Here is a 16626-nt window from a genome sequence, read left to right as displayed (position 1 = left end):
TTGGCATCACTCAGGCCACGGGCCAGCATCGTCCTCATCGATCCGAGCAAGTGCAGCGATCATGCGCTCGAGCCCCCACTCAGGATCAAGAAGTGGCACCTTGCGCTTCTTCCAGCGCTCATCAAGGGCGGCAATCTCGGTCTCAAGGGAACCGTGCTCGCTCCTCGGAGCGAGCACCGCGACTACCGATCTGGGGCTGAAGCTGAAATCGCCAGCGTGTCGCCACTCCCGCTCCCACCAGAATTCCTTACGAACTTCCAGCGGCTTTCCCATCTGCTCAATGAACGGCGTGAGCCGAAAAATAGGTTGGGCCGCAAGCACACCGTTGTCGATCTGCCCTTTTTTGACTGTCGAGTTCTCGACAGCCATCTTGACCAACTCGTTGATAGGTGGCGTGAGCCAGTCGTGTCCCGGCGTTATGTCGAGGTACCACACGGGATTGCAACTGCGCCGGCGGCAAGTTGTCTTGGTAAAAACAACTCCATACGGGGCAAACGACCTCTGACGGTTCTCGATTTCGCGAGTCATCATCCACGCATGTTCGAGTGGCGTCTCTGTGAAGCACACCACGCGTTGAGTGGCAGCGGTTCCGTCTAGCTGGGTCGCATAGGTCTGCGCCATCCCAAGTTCGGTGCGGGCAATGATGGCGTGCTCGCGAAGGATCCCAAGCAAGTTCGAGCGGGCGTCGAAATTCTTGGTCTTGCGCGTGAGGTGAATCAAAAAGGTGCTGAGATCCGTACGTCTCTGTAGGAGATCCTCGATCTTGTCGGCCATGTAGTCCTCGTCGCCTCAGTAGTTGGCCTCAACGCCGCTCTCGTAGAGGTTTCTCGGGTCATCCGCCGGTGCGAATATTCTCCCGTACTGCTGGATTCCTCAGGTCGAAGACTCGCAGCGTTTCGTCGCCGACCTGCGCGATAGCCTCGATCCAATCGAGCATTTCGCCGAACTCATGAGGTTCCACGATCGATGCCTTGCGCGCGTAAGAACACTTTCAGACGTTCATCAAGCGGTGGCCACGACCGAGCTAGATCAGTCATCGTCTTCTTCCCACCCATCTCCGAACGTATGAACCAAATCGATAACGATTTCTGCATCCTTCGGGTCTTCGATAGCCGACCGCACATATTTTTCAAAGTGTCGATTTAGGCGTGCGACCTTGAGCGGGCCAAGCTCGTCTTCCCATTCGAGGTAGATGCGAGCAGGAGCCAACGCGGTCGTGATTCCGAGTAGGTCACGCGCTCTCACCGACTCTGTGTCATCCTCTTCGCGATTCGGAAGGGACGAGTAGCCATCAATCGCGAGCAGTACTGAGTACGCGAGTACCTTGGCTGCAAGTTGGACTCGATCACTCTTGAGCCATCCACTGACCACGTGCCACAGCTGCCCGGCCAAGAGAAGCTGGGTGCCTTCTGCCTGCGCGGCACGGAAGTACCGTTCCAGAGCGACATTGAACTTTGAATAGTCGCCCTCGGCCACCAGCGCTTCCAGCGCGAGACGCCGGTACTCGTGACGTTCGCTCGGCTCGACCAGCTTCGACGCGTCCTCCCAAGCTCGAAATGCTTCCGAGAACTCTCCCTTTGAGTAGAGGAGGCTGGCCCGAGAACTGCGGGCTCTCGCCCGAGCGCTTGAAGATCTTGATCTCTCCGCGAGCGTTTCAGCGTCGCGAACCGCCTGCTCCAACTCCGCTGACTTGCCGAGGGAAAGCATCGAGTTGGCGGAGGACGCCATCGAGTCAGCGGCCGATTCCAAGTCCCCAACCTGCTCGGCGAGCGCGGACGCCTCTGCGAAATACTGTCGCGCGATCTCGAACTGTGATTGACGCGAGTAGATCTCGCCCAAGTTGCCTTTCACCATTGCGGCCAACACGCGATTGGACGACTGTTCGGCGACCTCATCAGCGGCACGGAGGCGGTCGTTCGCTTTGTCCCAATCCTGCTCTTCGACGGCGACGAGAGCGGAGTCATTGAGAATATCGCCGACGAGGGCCATGTCCCCGTCTTGCCGCGCAAGTGCGATCGCCCGATCGAATGCAGCCAGCCGGTCGAGGAGAGAAAGATCCGAACGTGCGAGTATGTGCGCGTCTGCCAGCACCGCGCTTGCATCCAAACGTTGTTCTCGAGCGTCGATCTCAGCAGCCTGCAGCAACTGACTGCTCGCCAACTCGGAATCCTGACCAGGTTCGACATTGAGAGTCGCAGCGAGGCGATAAAGCGACGCCGCGTATCCACTGTCCCAGCTCTCGACCTGCCTAGCCCAGCCGCCCATGACTTGGGCTCCGTACGAAAGCTTATTGGCGGCGATCCAGACGGCCCGCAAGTTGGTCGCGGTCCGTAGCGACCATTCGATGTCCCGCGTCGCGTGAAAGAACTCGATGCTTCGCAGCAACTCAGATTCAGCAGTGGCGAGATGCGTCCATGCCTCCTCGGCGTTGGCCTTCGCGTCCTTGGTACGACGCTTGGCGCGTTCCAGGAGATCGAGGGCGAACGCGAGATGAGCCGTGCCGCGATCGGCCAGCGCCTGATTCGCGTCGTCTTCGTACACGTCATTGCTATCAGCGTCGAGTGAAACAGAGAACGCCGCGATGGCATCTTCGAATTGGTTGTCGCGAAGCAGCGCGACTGCCAGAGCGTGAGCCATTATCTGTTGCTCATGATGGTCCCCAAGCCGCTGACTTAGGGTCAGTGCCTTGCGCCACCACGGAACTGCCGCCTTCTCATCTCGCACATCTTCCGTGAGGATCGCGATGTCACGTGCGAGGGTCTCAGCGAGTCGTAAATCGCCCGCTCGCATTCGGCTCTGATAAAGCTTGACCAATTCCGCACGCGCAAGATTTACCTGGCCCTGCTTGATCTCAATGAGCAACCCGCAACGCTTCCAGCTCGCCGAGTAGTGCCCGTCCCGAAGACGCAGAACAGGCTCACGTAGCTGGTCCAGAACCAACTCTGCGTCCGCATACCTCTCCTGGCTGATCAGCACCTGAACTTGATTGAGGCGCGTTGCAATCAGGCGACCCCAATCCCCCATGCTGGCGTAAATATCCAACGCTCGATCGGAAAAGCTCGTGGCCTCTTCTAGGTCTCCGATCTCGGAGTACAACGCGCCCAGGCTTTGGTAGTTGATTGCTTCGTCCAGCTCAAACCCAAGTGATCCAGCTGCTTCCGCCGCTGCCATGAAGTGCCGTAGCGCGTCGTTGTTGCGGTTCTGGGCACGCGCAAGATGGGCAATCAGTCCAAGGATCCGCACGTCTAGCAAAGTTTGCGGATCCCCGAGAATGTCCATCAGTCCGCTAGCGTCGACCACAGCGTTCGAATCCAGGAGTGCAAGAACCTCGTCCGCCGGACGGTTCTTTTGCATCGCGATGCGCGAGAGCAGCCCCCTAACCATCTGGGTCGCAACACCGAGCATGCCGTAGTCAGCGAACTCGGCTGCTATATCGGCGTACTCGACCAGGTCTGCATGAGATCCGTTTTTCAGTGCTGCGACGAAAGCGCCGGCTACAAGTTCAGATCCGTCCTCACGATCACGCCAGCCTTCAGGCGGAGAAAAGTCCCTACGATCATCCACCATCCGCGCCGCCCCCGGACTCAATTCGTTCCACAATGCGATGACGAAGCGCGCGGATCTGTGTGTGCCTCAGCGCATTGAAGATGTGCGACTTCAGTTCTTCTATGTTGGCGAACTTTCGGGTCACAAGCTCCTTGTGCTGCGCGCTGATGAATTTCTCGACGTCGTCGGGCAGCACATCCGCTTGGCGAATGAGTATGTACCTCTCGGCACCACCATCACGAGCTGCGAAATACTCCGCAAAAATGACATCCGATAATGGCCCGCCAACGAGCAAGATCAAACCATCGCTGTGATGCGCAAACTTTGCGCACTCTTCTACCGAATGAAGAACTCCCATGGGCGCATCGCGCTCCCACCACCAGGCCCTATGTCCGGTTACGGATGACACTGCATCGACTGCTGCCGAGCGCTCGGCGTCCAACGTTCCATCCATCTTGGAACTGATGAAAATTCTTGCGTGGTCGACGTCGCGCCCGTAAAGAACCTCGTCTCGCAGATCGCGGCTCAATCTGTACCCCCGAATGCGGCACTTGCCTGCTGTGTGGCGAACGCGGCGCTGTGCGGAACTAGCCTCATTCGCTCTGCCGCTCCTCTTGCCGATCCGAGAGGCACAAATGCATCGCGGAGCTATCCGCGCACACTACCTCGATCAAAACCGATCCCGAGCCCTCCACATCCTCAACTATCGACGCATCGCCCTGCTCGAAATAGACGGCAAGGTGATCCAACTCGATCGACTCGCTGCCGAGGTCGAGGCGGTGCCTAATCGGCACGACCAACGGTTGAGGACCGGTTTCAACCAAGGTCTCGGCGAACGTCCGCTCGCAACGTATCCGCACTGGCATTGCATTCATCTTCTGAGGTTCTCCCCGTCCGGCCGCCACTGTTCGCGCGAGGTTCCGCATCTGCGCATGAGTCAATGCCGCCAGATCTGGGACCTTCTGAGCAGCGCCGACGTGGTCGCCAAGCTCATCCAGGTCGGTCAGGACTTGCAGAAGAACCAAGTCGTCTGAATCTGTCTTCGGGATATCGATCGCAAGGTCAGTCCGTATGTCGCCGAATCGCGGACCGAATGCCAAGCGACCACCCAAGGACGCTGCGGCGATGAACTGCAGCCCTGGGAGCACGCCTTTCGTGTACCGGCCTTGCAGCTCGCTCACCGGTCGAACGGCAAGTTGGATCGACACGTCGCGAAGATCGGCCTGGTCTCCAGCAGAGGGCTGCGCGCGAAGTTCGAAACTGATCGTCTCTGTGTAGTCGCCGCCGACGACTCGTAGCCCGCCTGCAGGCCCGACAGATCGCTTAGTGATGTTCATATCGAGTTCCGCAACAATCGAGTCATCCTCTTCAAGGACTGCCCAACGAACGCCATTCGTCGCGGTCACCATCGCGCTGTCGAGAGGTAGAAGAGTCACCCGTACGTCGGAAAAGTGGCCGCCTAGTCCACCTGGCGCGTCAACCGAGAGAGAAGCCCCCGAAGTCACCGTCACTGCATCGCCGTAGCGCATACTCGTTTGCCACGCCGCGCGTTCCTCCGCAGACATTGCTGCTGAATCGAGCTCGAAGTTCAACGAGATCGGTCGGTCATCCGTCGCATTTTTGTACCGCGCGATCAAATGGTAGGAGACGCAGACCCCTTCAGTCCCGACAGATGAACTCATCACCAAGCCGGGCCGAGAGGTCGGCAATGGCATCGTTTCGGTGACTTCGAAGTCGTATCGATAGTGGGGATCGTCGTCGTTCAGACCACGAAACACACCTTGGAGAGCCGGCGTCAGGTCGGCAGGTTCTAACAATTGCCCAGCTTCGGCCTCGCCAAGTCCAGCAAGCTGTCGTAGCGAACGAAAATCTCCAAGTGCGTCGATTCGCGACTCCAGACGTTCGCGCCCGCCGCGCAGGTAATAGTCGATAACCGACGGATACTTCGACGCGAGGGAGTCAAGGAAATCGAGGCCCTTCCAGTCGTGAGGGAATGGCGTCTCTAGTCTCTTGGCTGCGCGGGTCAGCCAAGTTCGTTCTGAGAGCATCGCCTGATAGGGCAAGGTGATGTACCAGTTTCGAATGTGAACGGGAATGTTCTTGTCGTTGTGCGTCGCGATCGCGTTCTTGAGCGACTTTCGAATCTTCGACTTCTGGTCGTCGGTGAGCGTCTCCGAGAATCGCTTGACCTGATAAACGTCGAACAGTTGAGGACCCACCTTCACAATGACGTCGAGTCCGCCATCGCCTTGTTGTGGGCGGACTCGGTCGACATCGACGAATTCCCTCGCGAGCAGAACCCCAACAATCGCCTCAAGCAATTCGCCTCCGATCCGATCCCACGAGACTTGATCCATCGGCAACTACTTTCGTTGGAGAATGTGACATTGGCCGTTGCTCCACCGTATTAGACGACCAGTCGCAAACTCGCTACTTCGCTAGATCTCAAAACAGAGTGCCTCTATCAGGCAAAGGGCGAACCCGTTCGTGCCCGCATCTTGCGCGGCCTCTTGGCTATTGACGGCCTTTGCGAGGTTACCGATTTACTTACCGGTAAACGTGATGATCGTGGAGTATTTGGCATTGCTCGCCGTTACGGACATCGCCCTTGAATCAAGTGAAATCTGCTGGTTTAAGAAGCAATGGGTGATGCGAGGTGATGGCGCGTGATGCACTGCTGTCGTAATCGGAGGGTTCTTGGTTCGAGTCCAAGTGGGGGAGCAGAAGCCTCCGCCCCGGCGGAGGCTTAGCTGTTTCTGGCACTGGCCCGCAACTCCACACCCCAAGGGTGGAGACTGGTCGAGATGACACATTCGCTCACCCGCACGATCGAGTGGCAGGGACGGACGGTCGCGTGGGACCGGTTCGGCGAGGGTCCACCCATCGTGCTGCTGCACGGGACTCCGTGGTCGTCGGCACTCTGGCGTCCGTACGCCGATGCCCTGTCGGGACGTTTCACGGTGCACCTGTGGGACATGCCCGGGTACGGCGCTTCCTCGAAGGACCCTGACCACTCGGTTGATCTCGGTGTTCAGGGCGAGTTGTTCGCCCACCTGCTCTCAATGTGGGGGCTCGACCACCCGCATGTCGTCGCACACGATTTCGGGGGTGCAGTGGCGCTCCGCGCACGCCTGCTTCACGACGTGCGGTACGCATCGCTGTGCCTCGTTGACGTCGTGGCGCTGAGACCTTGGGGTTCTGCGTTCTTCAACCTGGTCAAGCAGCACGCTGACGTCTTCGGGCAGCTTCCGACAGCGATCCACCGCGGCGTCGTCGAGTCCTACGTGCGGGGTGCGAGTCACCGCGGGCTGCGTGACGACGACCTCGCCATGCTCGTGAGACCGTGGCTGGGCGACGCAGGGCAGGCGGCGTTCTACCGCCAGATCGCCCAGGCCGACGAGCGCTTCACCGATGAGATTGAGCCGTCGTACGGGTCGATCGACGAACCGACCCACATCATCTGGGGTGCCGACGACACCTGGATCCCGGTCGATCGCGCCCATCGCTTGCACACCCTCGTGGCGGGGTCGACCCTCACGGTGCTGGACGGTGCCGGCCATCTGATCCAGCTCGATGCGCCGGCACGCCTAGCCGCTGAGCTCGAGCGCTGGGCCTCGATTGTGAATCCGCTGCCGAGGTGACGTTGCGCGGTTGCCCGAGCAGCCGCAGGCTGGTCAGCGCCGATCTCGGCGCCGTTTCGTGGTTTCCGGACGGGTCGATCTCGTACCGTGAAGCATGACTGAGGAGCCGGACGAGGACCAAGCCAACTCCGAACCGGTCCGCGTCGTAGAGAACGTCGTGTCCGCGTGGCGCTGGGACGCGTGGCGGGATGCCGCGATGAGGATCGATCGGAGCGCCGGTTGGATCTCGATCGTCCTTGGGATCGCTGCGGGCGGCGCGGCAGCGGCTGCTGGATACGGTCTCATCCCGGGCGACGGGAGGCTGTCGGCGATTGTCTACGCGCCGCTCGTTGGCTGGGGGATCCGCGTTTGGACGCGCTCATGGATTGCGACACATCGCTTGAAGTTCGTCCTCGCCGAGGTGAGAACCGAGGTTGTTCCTGCCCTCGTGAGAGGTCTCGATGACGCGAGGGTCCTCAAGCTCCTCACGAGTGGTCGCGCGTTGGTGACAGAGCAGTGCACGATCCTCGCTGTGGAGCGTCGTGATGCGGCCGTGGCTCTCGTGGCGTCCGAGTACGACTTGCGCCACTTCCCGCTCATGATCGTGAGCGGCGCGGGAGGCGGCTGAGGCTCACTCGCCCCAGGTCATCGAGAAGACCTCGAACGACGTCGCGTGCGTGACGCCGAGGCGTGAGCCGGTCGGCCGCGACATGCCCTCGAGCATCTCCGCGGGGTCGAAGTTCTCCCAGCCCAGGCCGTCGATGTACGCCTTGTGGGCCCTGAGTGACTCGACACCGCGATCGAACGTGTCCGTGATGTCCACGGCGTGCCGCCCGTCGGGGGAGCCGGCAGCCCACACCTGCTTGACGCCGCCCCACGGCTCGAGGCCGTCGACGAGCTGCTCGGGGAAGATCCAGCGGTTGCCCGCATCGCCGGCGGTGTTGAGCGCGGCGCGTCCGACAGCCATGTGATCGGGCTGGTTGGGCATCGACCCACCCCAGGTCTCGCGGAAGTTGTTGGTGATGATGACGTCCGGACGGTGCTTGCGCACGACCTCCGTGATCGACCGCCGCAGCGACACGCCGTACTCAAGGATGCCGTCGGGCAACCCGAGGAACTCGACCTCGTCGACGCCCACGATCTTGGCCGATGCGATCTCTTCGGCGATCCGGATCTCGCGGCACTCATCCGGGGTGATGCCGTCGATGCCGGCCTCGCCGCTGGTCACCATGCAGTAGACGACCGACTTGCCCTGGTCGGTCCATCGGGCGATCGCGGCGGCAGCGCCGAACTCGACGTCGTCCGGGTGCGCGACGACGACCAGCGCGCGTTCCCAGCTCTCGTCGACAGGTTCGAGGGGTGTGGGTTCCATACCGTTAGGCTAAGCCCGCATTCCCATGGGGAGGTAGCTCAGCTGGTTAGAGCAGGGGACTCATAATCCCTCCTGTGTGTGGTGGTGGATACTTGTATGACACGGTCTAGGCCGTATCGGTGCAGGTCAGACGCCCTTTTGTACCTTTGCGGTCTGGTCTGTGAATGCCCTGTCGGGTCGCTGGCTGCCCCACGTTCTGCCCCACGGACCACCAACTCTCCCCGCAACCGCCCCACCCAGGGAGTACCATCGAAAGAAGCGGCCCGCCATCTCGCCGGTTAAGGGGCGAAACAGCGGGCCTTGTCCGACTATGAAGGAGTCGAACATGAGCAAGATTACTGCACCCGAGATCGTCGCTCTTGCCGAAGATGGCGAGACCCCTTGGGAGAGTTGGAACGATGGCGAGGTCATCATGCAGCGGGATTGCCCTGACTGTGACCACGGGATGCTTTACGCGCCGGCCAGGTTCCACGCCGCGTGCGGTGGAACGGGCTACCTGACGCGCACGGTTGAGCTGGCAGCATCATGACCTCGCACCCTGACGACGCGGCTGACACATACGCTGATCCGTGGTGGGACGATGCTGAGGAGTCGGACGCATGACCACCGATACTGCAGACATCCAGTGGGTGCGGGTACCTCCACCGTTCGGCGAGGCGTGGGAGTTCGGCTGTTGCAACGCGTTCGTGAATGGGACGGCGTGTGGGTGGCCACGTCGCGCTGACGGATCATGTGGCGATGGTCATCCACCGATGCCGAATAGCGCCACCCTCTACTCGATCCATGACCTTATCGCTGCCGAGCGGGTAGCTCGATGACCACCGACACCGCAACGCTGACTGACTGGCTCCTCAGCAGAATCGCGGCTGACGAGGCGGCGGCATTGGCTGTTCCGCCGCTCGATCACAACTTCGACATGGGCGGCAATCGTCAGGACGAGCGGTTCACCTTTGGCCGCACCCTTCCGAGTAGCGCGGACGGGATGGGGAACTGGTCGAAGTATCGCGATGACCCGTCTACAGCGGCGCATTTTGCCCGCAACGATCCGGCCCGCGTCCTCGCCACATGCAAGGCGCACCGTGCGATCGTGGAGTTGGCAGCGGAGGCTACGGGTTTGGACTTGCAGGTCGAGGGCGAGTTCGGAGTTGGCAAGCGAGATCCCATTGACGATCCGTACTTGGGCGACCAGATGCTTAAAGCCCTTGCCTCGATCTATGCCGGGGAGCCTGGATTTCAGGAGGGGTGGTCGCTGTGAGCGAGCAGCCGTTTCCGTTCACCCGGCCACAGGGTTCGGACGTGGACATGTTCATTCAATGGAAGGGCACCGAGGTGTGTCTGGACTTCAACTGCGCGTGTGGCGAGTCGGGGCACATCGACGACATGTTCGCCTACTTCATCCACTGCCCGACGTGTGGTGCGGTGTACGAGATGGGCACGCAGGTCATCGCCAAGCGGACGACTGAGTGCGATCCCGAGGACGCCAAGACTCTGCGAGTCGACCTCAACTGAACGCAGAAATCGCCCGGTCACCATCCGAAGATGATGACCGGGCGTTGTTGTATGTCGAGGCTCTACGGCATCCGAACAATCCGCCACCGTCGACATTCGCGCCATGCGTCGTCGGCGTACACGGTGATGAGGTTCCATAGGCCGATTGCGAGGTCGTGGGCGAGTGTGCGTGGTGACTGGAACGGTGGGCGGGTGGTCATGTCACAGCCTGCACGATGGCACCGAGGATGACGGCAGCAACAACAGCGACGCCACCGATCAGCAGCAGGCCGACCGTGACAGCACGTGCACGCTCGAGCCTCATCAGCCGTCGTCCCCGTCGTCGCCCCAGAGTTGCGGCATGGGCGGTCGTGACGCTTCGAGCTCGCGACACTCCGCACAGTTGCCGGTGCGATGTTCACGGTGCTGACACATCACACTGCCTACTCGTCGTTGCCGGTGTTCGAGGCCGCAGTGGCCGAGGTCAGCGCGACAATTACACCGCCGACGAACTGGCGCCAGTCACCATCGGACGCCTGATAGATCGTCCAGACCAGGGACGCCAGAAATAGCAGGGCGTAGACGTATCTACGGACAGCCGAGGGGAGGATGTCTGTCAACGGATTCATGATGGTGCCTTCCTGTTGGTTTCAGACGCGTGTGAGGTGGCGCCTGATGACGAGTTCTGCGTGGTCTGAGATGTCGGTGTCGCGGTGGACGGCTGACACGGTTGCGGGTCCAGCGGTCTCATGCACGAAGGCGTAGTCGAACCGTTCACGTGCGCGACCGTTCCAGTCCGTGAACGTGTGCGCGTTCTCGTACTCGGTGCCGGTTGCAGCGTTGCGCCAGTGAGCGACCTTCATTGCTGCGGCGACCATGCCCTGCGAGTTGGTGTCACCCGTGAACAGGATGTTGCGCACGTCGACCTTGTACGTCTTCGCGATGACGAGTGCCTGGGCGACGATGTTGAGCATGGACGAGACGCGTTTGGCATCGGCGACCGCACCCTCGTCGTTCTCAAGATGGAACGACACATCCATTGCGCGGATGCTGTCCTTCTCGTAGACCTCCCACGATGCCTGCTTGTCGTCCGAGCGGAATTGCGTGGACCGTGCAGCCGTGATGAGCCCGCCCTTGATGTGCTTGACCCGGAGCAGGTTCACGTAGTTGTAGCGGCCCTTGTCACCAGCACGACGCTTGTAGACCGCACCGAACTTGGTGTCGAGTCGTGAGCGCATGAGGCAGTTCGGCTTGCTGGCCCGGTTGATGCCGTTGCCGACCTCTTGGAAGTTCATGACATCGACCGGGTACTTGAGCCGGCGCACGACGTAACGGTCGACGCGGCCCTTGTAGGTGCGTGCCCCGGTCGCGTTGTACGAGGCAGCGTTCAGGGTCGTGGAGATGACTTCGGGGCCAAGGTCGACAGGCGGCGGGGGATCCACGGGCGGCTCAGGCTTAGTCCCGGCCTTGCTCGCAGCGATCAGCTTGGCGATGGGGAAGTTGCCGGGGTCGCCGTGGCTATTCTCCGGTACGTGCTGGTGGCCGACGACACCGTATGCGTTGTTCCACTCGGTGAACGACAGTCGATACCTCGATGCGCCGTATGACGACGGGTACGCACCCCACCCGCGCTTGGCTGCATCCTTGAGCGGGAAGTCGGGCCACTCGGCGTGCAGCCATTTCAGCAGGTCGGCGACACCCTGGATGAACCAGTCCGGCGCCTCGGGCATGAAGATGTGAGAGACCGTGCCACGCTTCTTGTGCGTGGGCGGATCACACGTGCCGACGAGTTCGATCTGCACGGCGTTGAGCGTGTTCGTCTCGACGCCGCCACCTCGGTTTTCCAGTGCGCGTGCCGACTTGTTGACCGGGAAGTGCTGGCGAACCTCGACCGTCTTCTTGGCGAAGTTCGGCTTGATCGTGAAGTGTGGAGCGGTCGCGCCACCGGAGTACGACGGCCAGTCCCAACCCTCTGTCGAATGCAGGACGACGACGTTGGGCGACATGGTGCTGCCCACGTACTTGCTCGCGAAGTTCTGCGCAGTCGTGTTCGCACCGGGGTAGAGAGTCTTGCTCATGCGCGCTCCAATGGTCATTGTGGGTGTATGACACCTAGTGTAGGTTGGGGTGTATGACACCTAGTGATGACACGCGGCTCGTTCTGTGTGTGCTTGCATACCTGTTCGGAATTGGCGCGTGCGTTGCTATTCCGGTTGCGTTGCTTGGGGCGTTCCTGTGGTTCGCTCAAGCTCGCGGCTAACCCCTATGAAGGAGAACGAAATGACCACCAGCACACTCATCAAGAACCGCCGCATTGCCACGTTGCAGACTCCCGAGACTGGTCGCGGTGCCGTGTTCGTGACTGACGATCATCGGCAAGTGACCGTCGAGTTCTCGGTCGACGATTACGCCGACATGGGCAGCCCGTCAACGATCACTCTCACCATCGAACCGGGCGACCAGATCAACGATGCCGAGACGATCGAGGCCGACCTGCCGCAGGGTGTGGCGAGTGACCTGCCGCCGTTCCTGGATCGTCGTGTCTCGCACGTCGTTCGGGATGCTTAGGAGTCGTTCATGAGTGACCCGGTGGGATTCGCGCTTGGGTTCGTCGCTGGCTTTCTCATCCTCGACGCGCTGATCAAGTTGTGGCGATCACGCTGATGCTGCCGTGGTGCTTCTACTACAGGTGCGGGTGGCTCGGTCATCGTTGGACGAACCGGGCTACCCGCACATCAGGGCTATGGCGCGAGTGTCTGCGCTGTGGCCGAAAAGCAGATTATGGAGTAGGCGTATGACACCCGCTAGCATCACATCCATGCCAACGAAGGGGACGGGTAAAGAGGTCGTGCGCCTTGAGGAACCCATCCGCGAGGCGTTGCGCGAACGAGCCAAGGTCGAGGGCGTCGACAAGTCCACGATCATGCGCCGCGCCATCGTCAAGGAACTCGGCATCAAGGAAGACGCCTAACCTCCGGGCTCGGCGATATCCCCGCGGCTATGGCGGGTTGATGGTCAGCGGGTTGGATCAGGGGTTGCGGTCAGCGAGTTCGTGCTCAAGCGAGATGATTTGCTCGCGCATGCTCGCGATCTGCGCACGCATACCAGTAATCTCGCCGGTCATCGCAGCCATCTGATCGCGGTAACCCTTGGCCTCTGCTGCAGCGCCGACCGCATGCTGTTCTGCCGACGTGGCGCGCATCTCGGCCTTAGCTACCTCGCCCTGCAGTGCGGCGGTCAGCTTCGCCCACGACTCAGACAGTTGAGTCGCGGCCTGAGTGTTCGTGAGCCCGGTCTCGGCGTTCGTCTTCTTGATGTCACCGGGAGCCTTGAGCAGCAGGACCAAGCCACCACCGCCACCGGCACCGATCAGCGCAAGGATGATCGTGACCCACGGGTTACTCGGCATCGTCTTGGTCCGTCCCCGGCGCGGGTGTCTGCTCGACCACCTCAGCAATCGCCGCCTCAACGATCGCCGTCGCGTGCGTCGCTCGTTCGTGCCAGGTGCGCAGGTCCACATTGATCTGACGGAAGCGCCAGAACGCAGCCACAGCGATAGCGGCACCGGACCCGGTCACCAAACCGGACTGGTCGAACGTGGACACCTTGCACAGGACGGCGACAAACGCAGCGGCGCCGAAGCCCATCATGAACTGGCCGGCTCGTTCGATCAGGAGACCGGTGTGCGGTTGCTTGCAGCGAAGTCCCCACAGTGTGATGCCCGAGCCGAGAAGACCGAGTGCGCTGTAGAGGAACCGTTGCGCGATCGTCAACCCTGCGTCAAGACTTGCGGACGCCGGGGTGAGGAACAGGCCGTACAGGCTCAACGCTGCCAACGCGATGGCGATGGAGATCTCGTAGGGATTCTTTCTCGATCGCTCCACCATCGGCAACAGCGTCTGCATGGAGGTCAGTCCCAATCGATGACGCGCTGGACAACCGGCTTGCCGTGATGGCTTGGTACGCCGTCAGCTGAAACAGGCAGCAGGACAACAACAGCCGCGACGACTGCGAGTGCGATCTTCTTCATGATTCCTCCGAGGGGGTTGGAAGGTGGTCCGGTTACGCTTCTTGCTTGACGTCGAGGCAGTCCCAGCGGCCATCGGTTGCGTTCCACATGAACTGCAGGTACGTGGTCTTGCTGATGACTGTGGTCGTCGGCAGGGTGACGCCCATCGCGCGGAAGGTCGCGTTCCATGTGAGGGTGCGCGCGGTGCCGTTGTCCTTGATCCGCAACCAGATTTCTTGACCATGTGTGGGTGTGCCGGACGGTGCAGCGAACGTGGTGTTCGTGGCGAGCGCGGTCACTGTGGCAAGGTCTGTCGAGTCTCCGAGGATCGTGATGGTCGCTGCGGATGCGAGGGCGGAGATCCGTTTGGTGACCCGCTTGTTGGTGAAGGTCGCGGTGGCCGAGTTCTTCGTCGCGTCGGATGTGTTGTCGACGTTGTTGAGTGCGAGTGCCGTCTTCACCTGAGCCGGGGTCTGTGACGCCCATGCACTGGCAACGGACAGGATCATGTTGCCGGTTGTCGCTGTCAGTCCGGCGATCGTCGCCAGGTCTGCATCAGCAGCCTGGAACGCGGATGACGCCTGTGTCGCTGCCGTCCCAAGACCAAGGCTGGTGCGGGCCGCCGAAGCATCGCTGACATCCGACAGGTTCGCCGTCTTCTGCAGGGCCAGGTCTCCGCTCCCGGTGCCTTGCATGAAAGCGCCTGCGACCAGGCGCATCAGCTCAGCGTTGCCAGCGTTCGTCAGGTGCGCAATGTCCACACCGTTGAACAGGCCCAGTGCGACCCCGCCTGCGTAGGTGCCGAAGTACGGATACGGGTCGACCAGGAGACAGTTGTTCGTGTCCGCGAGGTCGTACAGTGCTTCACGGTATGGCAACCACTGAGCATCCGAGTATGTGTCGAGCGGGATGGTGCCGATCAGGATGATGTCAGAACCCGCAGCAGTGAGCGTGCTGATCATCGACTGCATGTTGGCCGTGTACGTGGCCCGGGACGTACCCGCCTGGATCTCTGCGTGGCCCAGCATGATCGCCACACATGAGGGAGCCATGCCGACGATCGTGCCGAGCGACGTTGCGTAGTTGTAGCCGCCGATCCAGTCCGCTGCCGACGTTCCGACGATGCCAAAGTCGTGCACCTCGAGGTCGGACGGGTAGCGGACGTTGACGCCAACGAGGATCTCCGAGCCAGCAGCGCTGGTGACCGTAACCGTGTGGTTGGTGTCCGCGAGTCCCGTGACGGTCACGAGCTTGTATGCGGACGTGCCACCGACTGTGATCGTGCCGGGGGAGCCGTCGATCGTGTAGGTGAGGTTGCCGAACCCATCCGACACGAGCATGTCGACAACAGTGCCGGGAGTGTTGGAGGTGAGGGTGACCGAGCAGTTGGGCGTGCTGCCGTAAGCCCACGGCACAAGGTTCCCTGCACTGCCGAGCCAGATGAAGGTGCCGGACTTGGAGTAGCGCGAGTCGTCGGTGAACCCGACCGCGTCACCGTTGAAAGTGGGAATCAGTCCGGAGCCAGCCTTGACGCCGAGTGACTGGCTCAGCATCTTGCGGAGGACCGATCCTGGGTCGTATGTGCCGACGCTGGACGTGTAACCCGCCATGAGCGAGTGGCCTGCGAGGGCGACCTGGGCACGGGCGGTCGCCGAGCCCGTCCGCACCTTCGCGAGGTCAGAGTTGAACTTGGGTAGACCCCTGCACCCGACCGGGACATAGACGCCGGTTGCGGGGTCGAAGTGACCAGCGCGAGGCTGGAACGTCGGCAGCGGCGGGACGCTGACGCCGTTGCGGATCGGTGCTGACATCAGCCCTGGATCACGACGCGGTACTGCGAGGCAGTCGGGGCGCTACCCCAGTCGACAATGACCGTGCCTGAGCCCTTGGTGATGTCGGGGTACACCTTCGTGTTGCCTTCCCACACGTAGACCTCGACGTCATTGGTGCCGAGGCTGTGGGTGAACGTCTGCGGGTTGGTGGTCGCTGCACAGTCGGCCGCGTACTTGCGGGTCATGACGGCGGTGTCGACCTTGAGGCCAGTACCGGAGACGACGAGCCCTGATGCGGTGTCGAGCAGCACGGAGATGGTGGAGGTGCCGGTCAGACCGTTGCCTGCGGTGACAGTGGTACCGCCACCGAACTGGACCCACGTCTGCGCGGTCGTGCCGGGTGTGGTGACGGTCGCGGTCTGTGTGAATGCCTTGTCAGCGTTGACGGTGCCAGTCGACACGAACACGGTGGCGTTCTCGAGCTCCGCTGTGGAGTCGGCGTCGACCGCACGGGTGGGCGCACCTGACGCGTTGACCGTGTAGATGCCGTTCTCAGCGCCGGCCGACTGGTCCTTCAGCAGGATGCGGTCGTTGGTCGCGAGCGTGACACCGTCGAGCGTCGAACCGTTGGCGAACGCGGATGCGAGGGTGCCGTTGGCGGTCGATGCCGCACGGACCTCGTCCTTCCACGACAGGCCACGAACCATCGCCTGCAACTGCTGCAGGGTGACGCCATCGGTTGCTGCGGTGCCGTCTGCGAGGTTGATAGCCCGCTGATTGTTGAGGTCTACGCCCTTTGCGAACTTCGCTGCCATGACT

At 61.5% G+C, this 16626-nt stretch carries 19 protein-coding genes and 1 tRNA gene; 8 read left to right on the top strand and 12 right to left on the bottom strand.

Annotated features, from left to right (window positions below):
• Window positions 1-6: 6 nt before the first annotated feature.
• The 5 genes from BOSE46_RS14390 to BOSE46_RS14375 form a co-directional block, all read right to left on the bottom strand.
• Entirely contained in the window at window positions 7-774 is a 768-nt protein-coding gene (locus BOSE46_RS14390) for an abortive infection system antitoxin AbiGi family protein (RefSeq protein ID WP_159540894.1), read from the bottom strand.
• 58 nt (window positions 775-832) lie between these two features.
• Entirely contained in the window at window positions 833-961 is a 129-nt protein-coding gene (locus BOSE46_RS21585) for a hypothetical protein (RefSeq protein WP_256366725.1), read from the bottom strand.
• A gap of 68 nt (window positions 962-1029) precedes the next feature.
• The gene (locus tag BOSE46_RS14385; RefSeq protein ID WP_159540893.1) at window positions 1030-3567 is read right to left on the bottom strand and encodes a tetratricopeptide repeat protein; all 2538 of its coding nucleotides are present in this window, start codon (window positions 3565-3567) and stop codon (window positions 1030-1032) included.
• Entirely contained in the window at window positions 3557-4075 is a 519-nt protein-coding gene (locus BOSE46_RS14380) for a hypothetical protein (protein ID WP_159540892.1), read from the bottom strand. The genes BOSE46_RS14385 and BOSE46_RS14380 overlap by 11 nt, the downstream gene beginning before the upstream one ends.
• Before the next feature lie 64 nt (window positions 4076-4139).
• Window positions 4140-5903 carry a hypothetical protein gene (locus tag BOSE46_RS14375; protein ID WP_159540891.1) on the bottom strand — a complete coding sequence of 588 codons (1764 nt, stop codon included), beginning with the start codon at window positions 5901-5903 and terminating at the stop codon, window positions 4140-4142.
• 447 nt (window positions 5904-6350) lie between these two features.
• Between BOSE46_RS14375 and BOSE46_RS14370 the strand changes: the two genes are divergently transcribed.
• Both BOSE46_RS14370 and BOSE46_RS14365 read left to right on the top strand, forming a co-directional pair.
• The gene (locus tag BOSE46_RS14370; RefSeq protein WP_159540890.1) at window positions 6351-7187 is read left to right on the top strand and encodes an alpha/beta fold hydrolase; all 837 of its coding nucleotides are present in this window, start codon (window positions 6351-6353) and stop codon (window positions 7185-7187) included.
• A 94-nt stretch (window positions 7188-7281) separates the two neighbouring features.
• Complete coding sequence (locus tag BOSE46_RS14365) at window positions 7282-7794, top strand: hypothetical protein (protein ID WP_159540889.1); 513 nt, start codon at window positions 7282-7284, stop codon at window positions 7792-7794.
• Between the two features lie 3 nt (window positions 7795-7797).
• On the opposite strand, the gene BOSE46_RS14360 is transcribed toward BOSE46_RS14365, so the two are convergent.
• A complete protein-coding gene (locus BOSE46_RS14360) occupies window positions 7798-8538 on the bottom strand; it encodes a PIG-L deacetylase family protein (RefSeq protein ID WP_159540888.1) in 741 nt (246 codons plus the stop codon).
• Between the two features lie 27 nt (window positions 8539-8565).
• Here BOSE46_RS14360 and BOSE46_RS14355 point away from each other — a divergent pair.
• The 4 genes from BOSE46_RS14355 (at window position 8566) to BOSE46_RS14340 (ending at window position 10047) form a co-directional block, all read left to right on the top strand.
• Window positions 8566-8762, top strand: a tRNA-Ile gene (locus tag BOSE46_RS14355).
• Between the two features lie 101 nt (window positions 8763-8863).
• Window positions 8864-9067 carry a hypothetical protein gene (locus tag BOSE46_RS14350; RefSeq protein ID WP_159540887.1) on the top strand — a complete coding sequence of 68 codons (204 nt, stop codon included), beginning with the start codon at window positions 8864-8866 and terminating at the stop codon, window positions 9065-9067.
• Between the two features lie 285 nt (window positions 9068-9352).
• On the top strand, window positions 9353-9793 hold the full coding sequence (locus BOSE46_RS14345) for a DUF6221 family protein (RefSeq protein ID WP_159540886.1): 441 nt from the start codon (window positions 9353-9355) through the stop codon (window positions 9791-9793).
• Between the two features lie 47 nt (window positions 9794-9840).
• Window positions 9841-10047 carry a hypothetical protein gene (locus BOSE46_RS14340; protein WP_159540885.1) on the top strand — a complete coding sequence of 69 codons (207 nt, stop codon included), beginning with the start codon at window positions 9841-9843 and terminating at the stop codon, window positions 10045-10047.
• Between the two features lie 422 nt (window positions 10048-10469).
• Here BOSE46_RS14340 and BOSE46_RS14335 read toward each other — a convergent pair whose 3' ends face one another.
• Together BOSE46_RS14335 and BOSE46_RS14330 are read right to left on the bottom strand one after the other, a co-directional pair.
• Entirely contained in the window at window positions 10470-10655 is a 186-nt protein-coding gene (locus BOSE46_RS14335) for a hypothetical protein (RefSeq protein WP_159540884.1), read from the bottom strand.
• Between the two features lie 21 nt (window positions 10656-10676).
• Window positions 10677-12104 carry a hypothetical protein gene (locus BOSE46_RS14330; protein WP_159540883.1) on the bottom strand — a complete coding sequence of 476 codons (1428 nt, stop codon included), beginning with the start codon at window positions 12102-12104 and terminating at the stop codon, window positions 10677-10679.
• Window positions 12105-12291: 187 nt separating this feature from the next.
• On the opposite strand from BOSE46_RS14330, the gene BOSE46_RS14325 reads away from it, so the two are divergent.
• Both BOSE46_RS14325 and BOSE46_RS14320 read left to right on the top strand, forming a co-directional pair.
• On the top strand, window positions 12292-12594 hold the full coding sequence (locus BOSE46_RS14325; RefSeq protein ID WP_159540882.1) for a hypothetical protein: 303 nt from the start codon (window positions 12292-12294) through the stop codon (window positions 12592-12594).
• A 250-nt stretch (window positions 12595-12844) separates the two neighbouring features.
• Window positions 12845-12997: a ribbon-helix-helix protein, CopG family gene (locus tag BOSE46_RS14320; RefSeq protein WP_159540881.1), complete on the top strand. Its 153-nt coding sequence runs from the start codon at window positions 12845-12847 to the stop codon at window positions 12995-12997.
• A 57-nt stretch (window positions 12998-13054) separates the two neighbouring features.
• On the opposite strand, the gene BOSE46_RS14315 is transcribed toward BOSE46_RS14320, so the two are convergent.
• The 4 genes from BOSE46_RS14315 to BOSE46_RS14300 all read right to left on the bottom strand — a co-directional run bounded on the left by BOSE46_RS14315 (window position 13055) and on the right by BOSE46_RS14300 (window position 16622).
• On the bottom strand, window positions 13055-13372 hold the full coding sequence (locus BOSE46_RS14315; RefSeq protein WP_159540880.1) for a hypothetical protein: 318 nt from the start codon (window positions 13370-13372) through the stop codon (window positions 13055-13057).
• A 52-nt stretch (window positions 13373-13424) separates the two neighbouring features.
• Window positions 13425-13931, bottom strand: coding sequence for a hypothetical protein (locus BOSE46_RS14310; protein ID WP_159540879.1), 507 nt, complete (start codon window positions 13929-13931; stop codon window positions 13425-13427).
• 157 nt (window positions 13932-14088) lie between these two features.
• Window positions 14089-15846 carry an SGNH/GDSL hydrolase family protein gene (locus BOSE46_RS14305; protein WP_159540878.1) on the bottom strand — a complete coding sequence of 586 codons (1758 nt, stop codon included), beginning with the start codon at window positions 15844-15846 and terminating at the stop codon, window positions 14089-14091.
• Entirely contained in the window at window positions 15846-16622 is a 777-nt protein-coding gene (locus tag BOSE46_RS14300) for a head decoration protein (RefSeq protein WP_159540877.1), read from the bottom strand. Before BOSE46_RS14300 ends, BOSE46_RS14305 begins: the two co-directional genes overlap by 1 nt.
• Window positions 16623-16626: the final 4 nt, after the last annotated feature.

This window comes from Aeromicrobium sp. 9AM (assembly GCF_902506105.1).
In the GTDB taxonomy this organism is placed as follows: domain Bacteria; phylum Actinomycetota; class Actinomycetes; order Propionibacteriales; family Nocardioidaceae; genus Aeromicrobium.
Note: the sequence above shows the minus strand (reverse complement) of the source record. Positions and strands in the feature narration are given on the sequence as shown.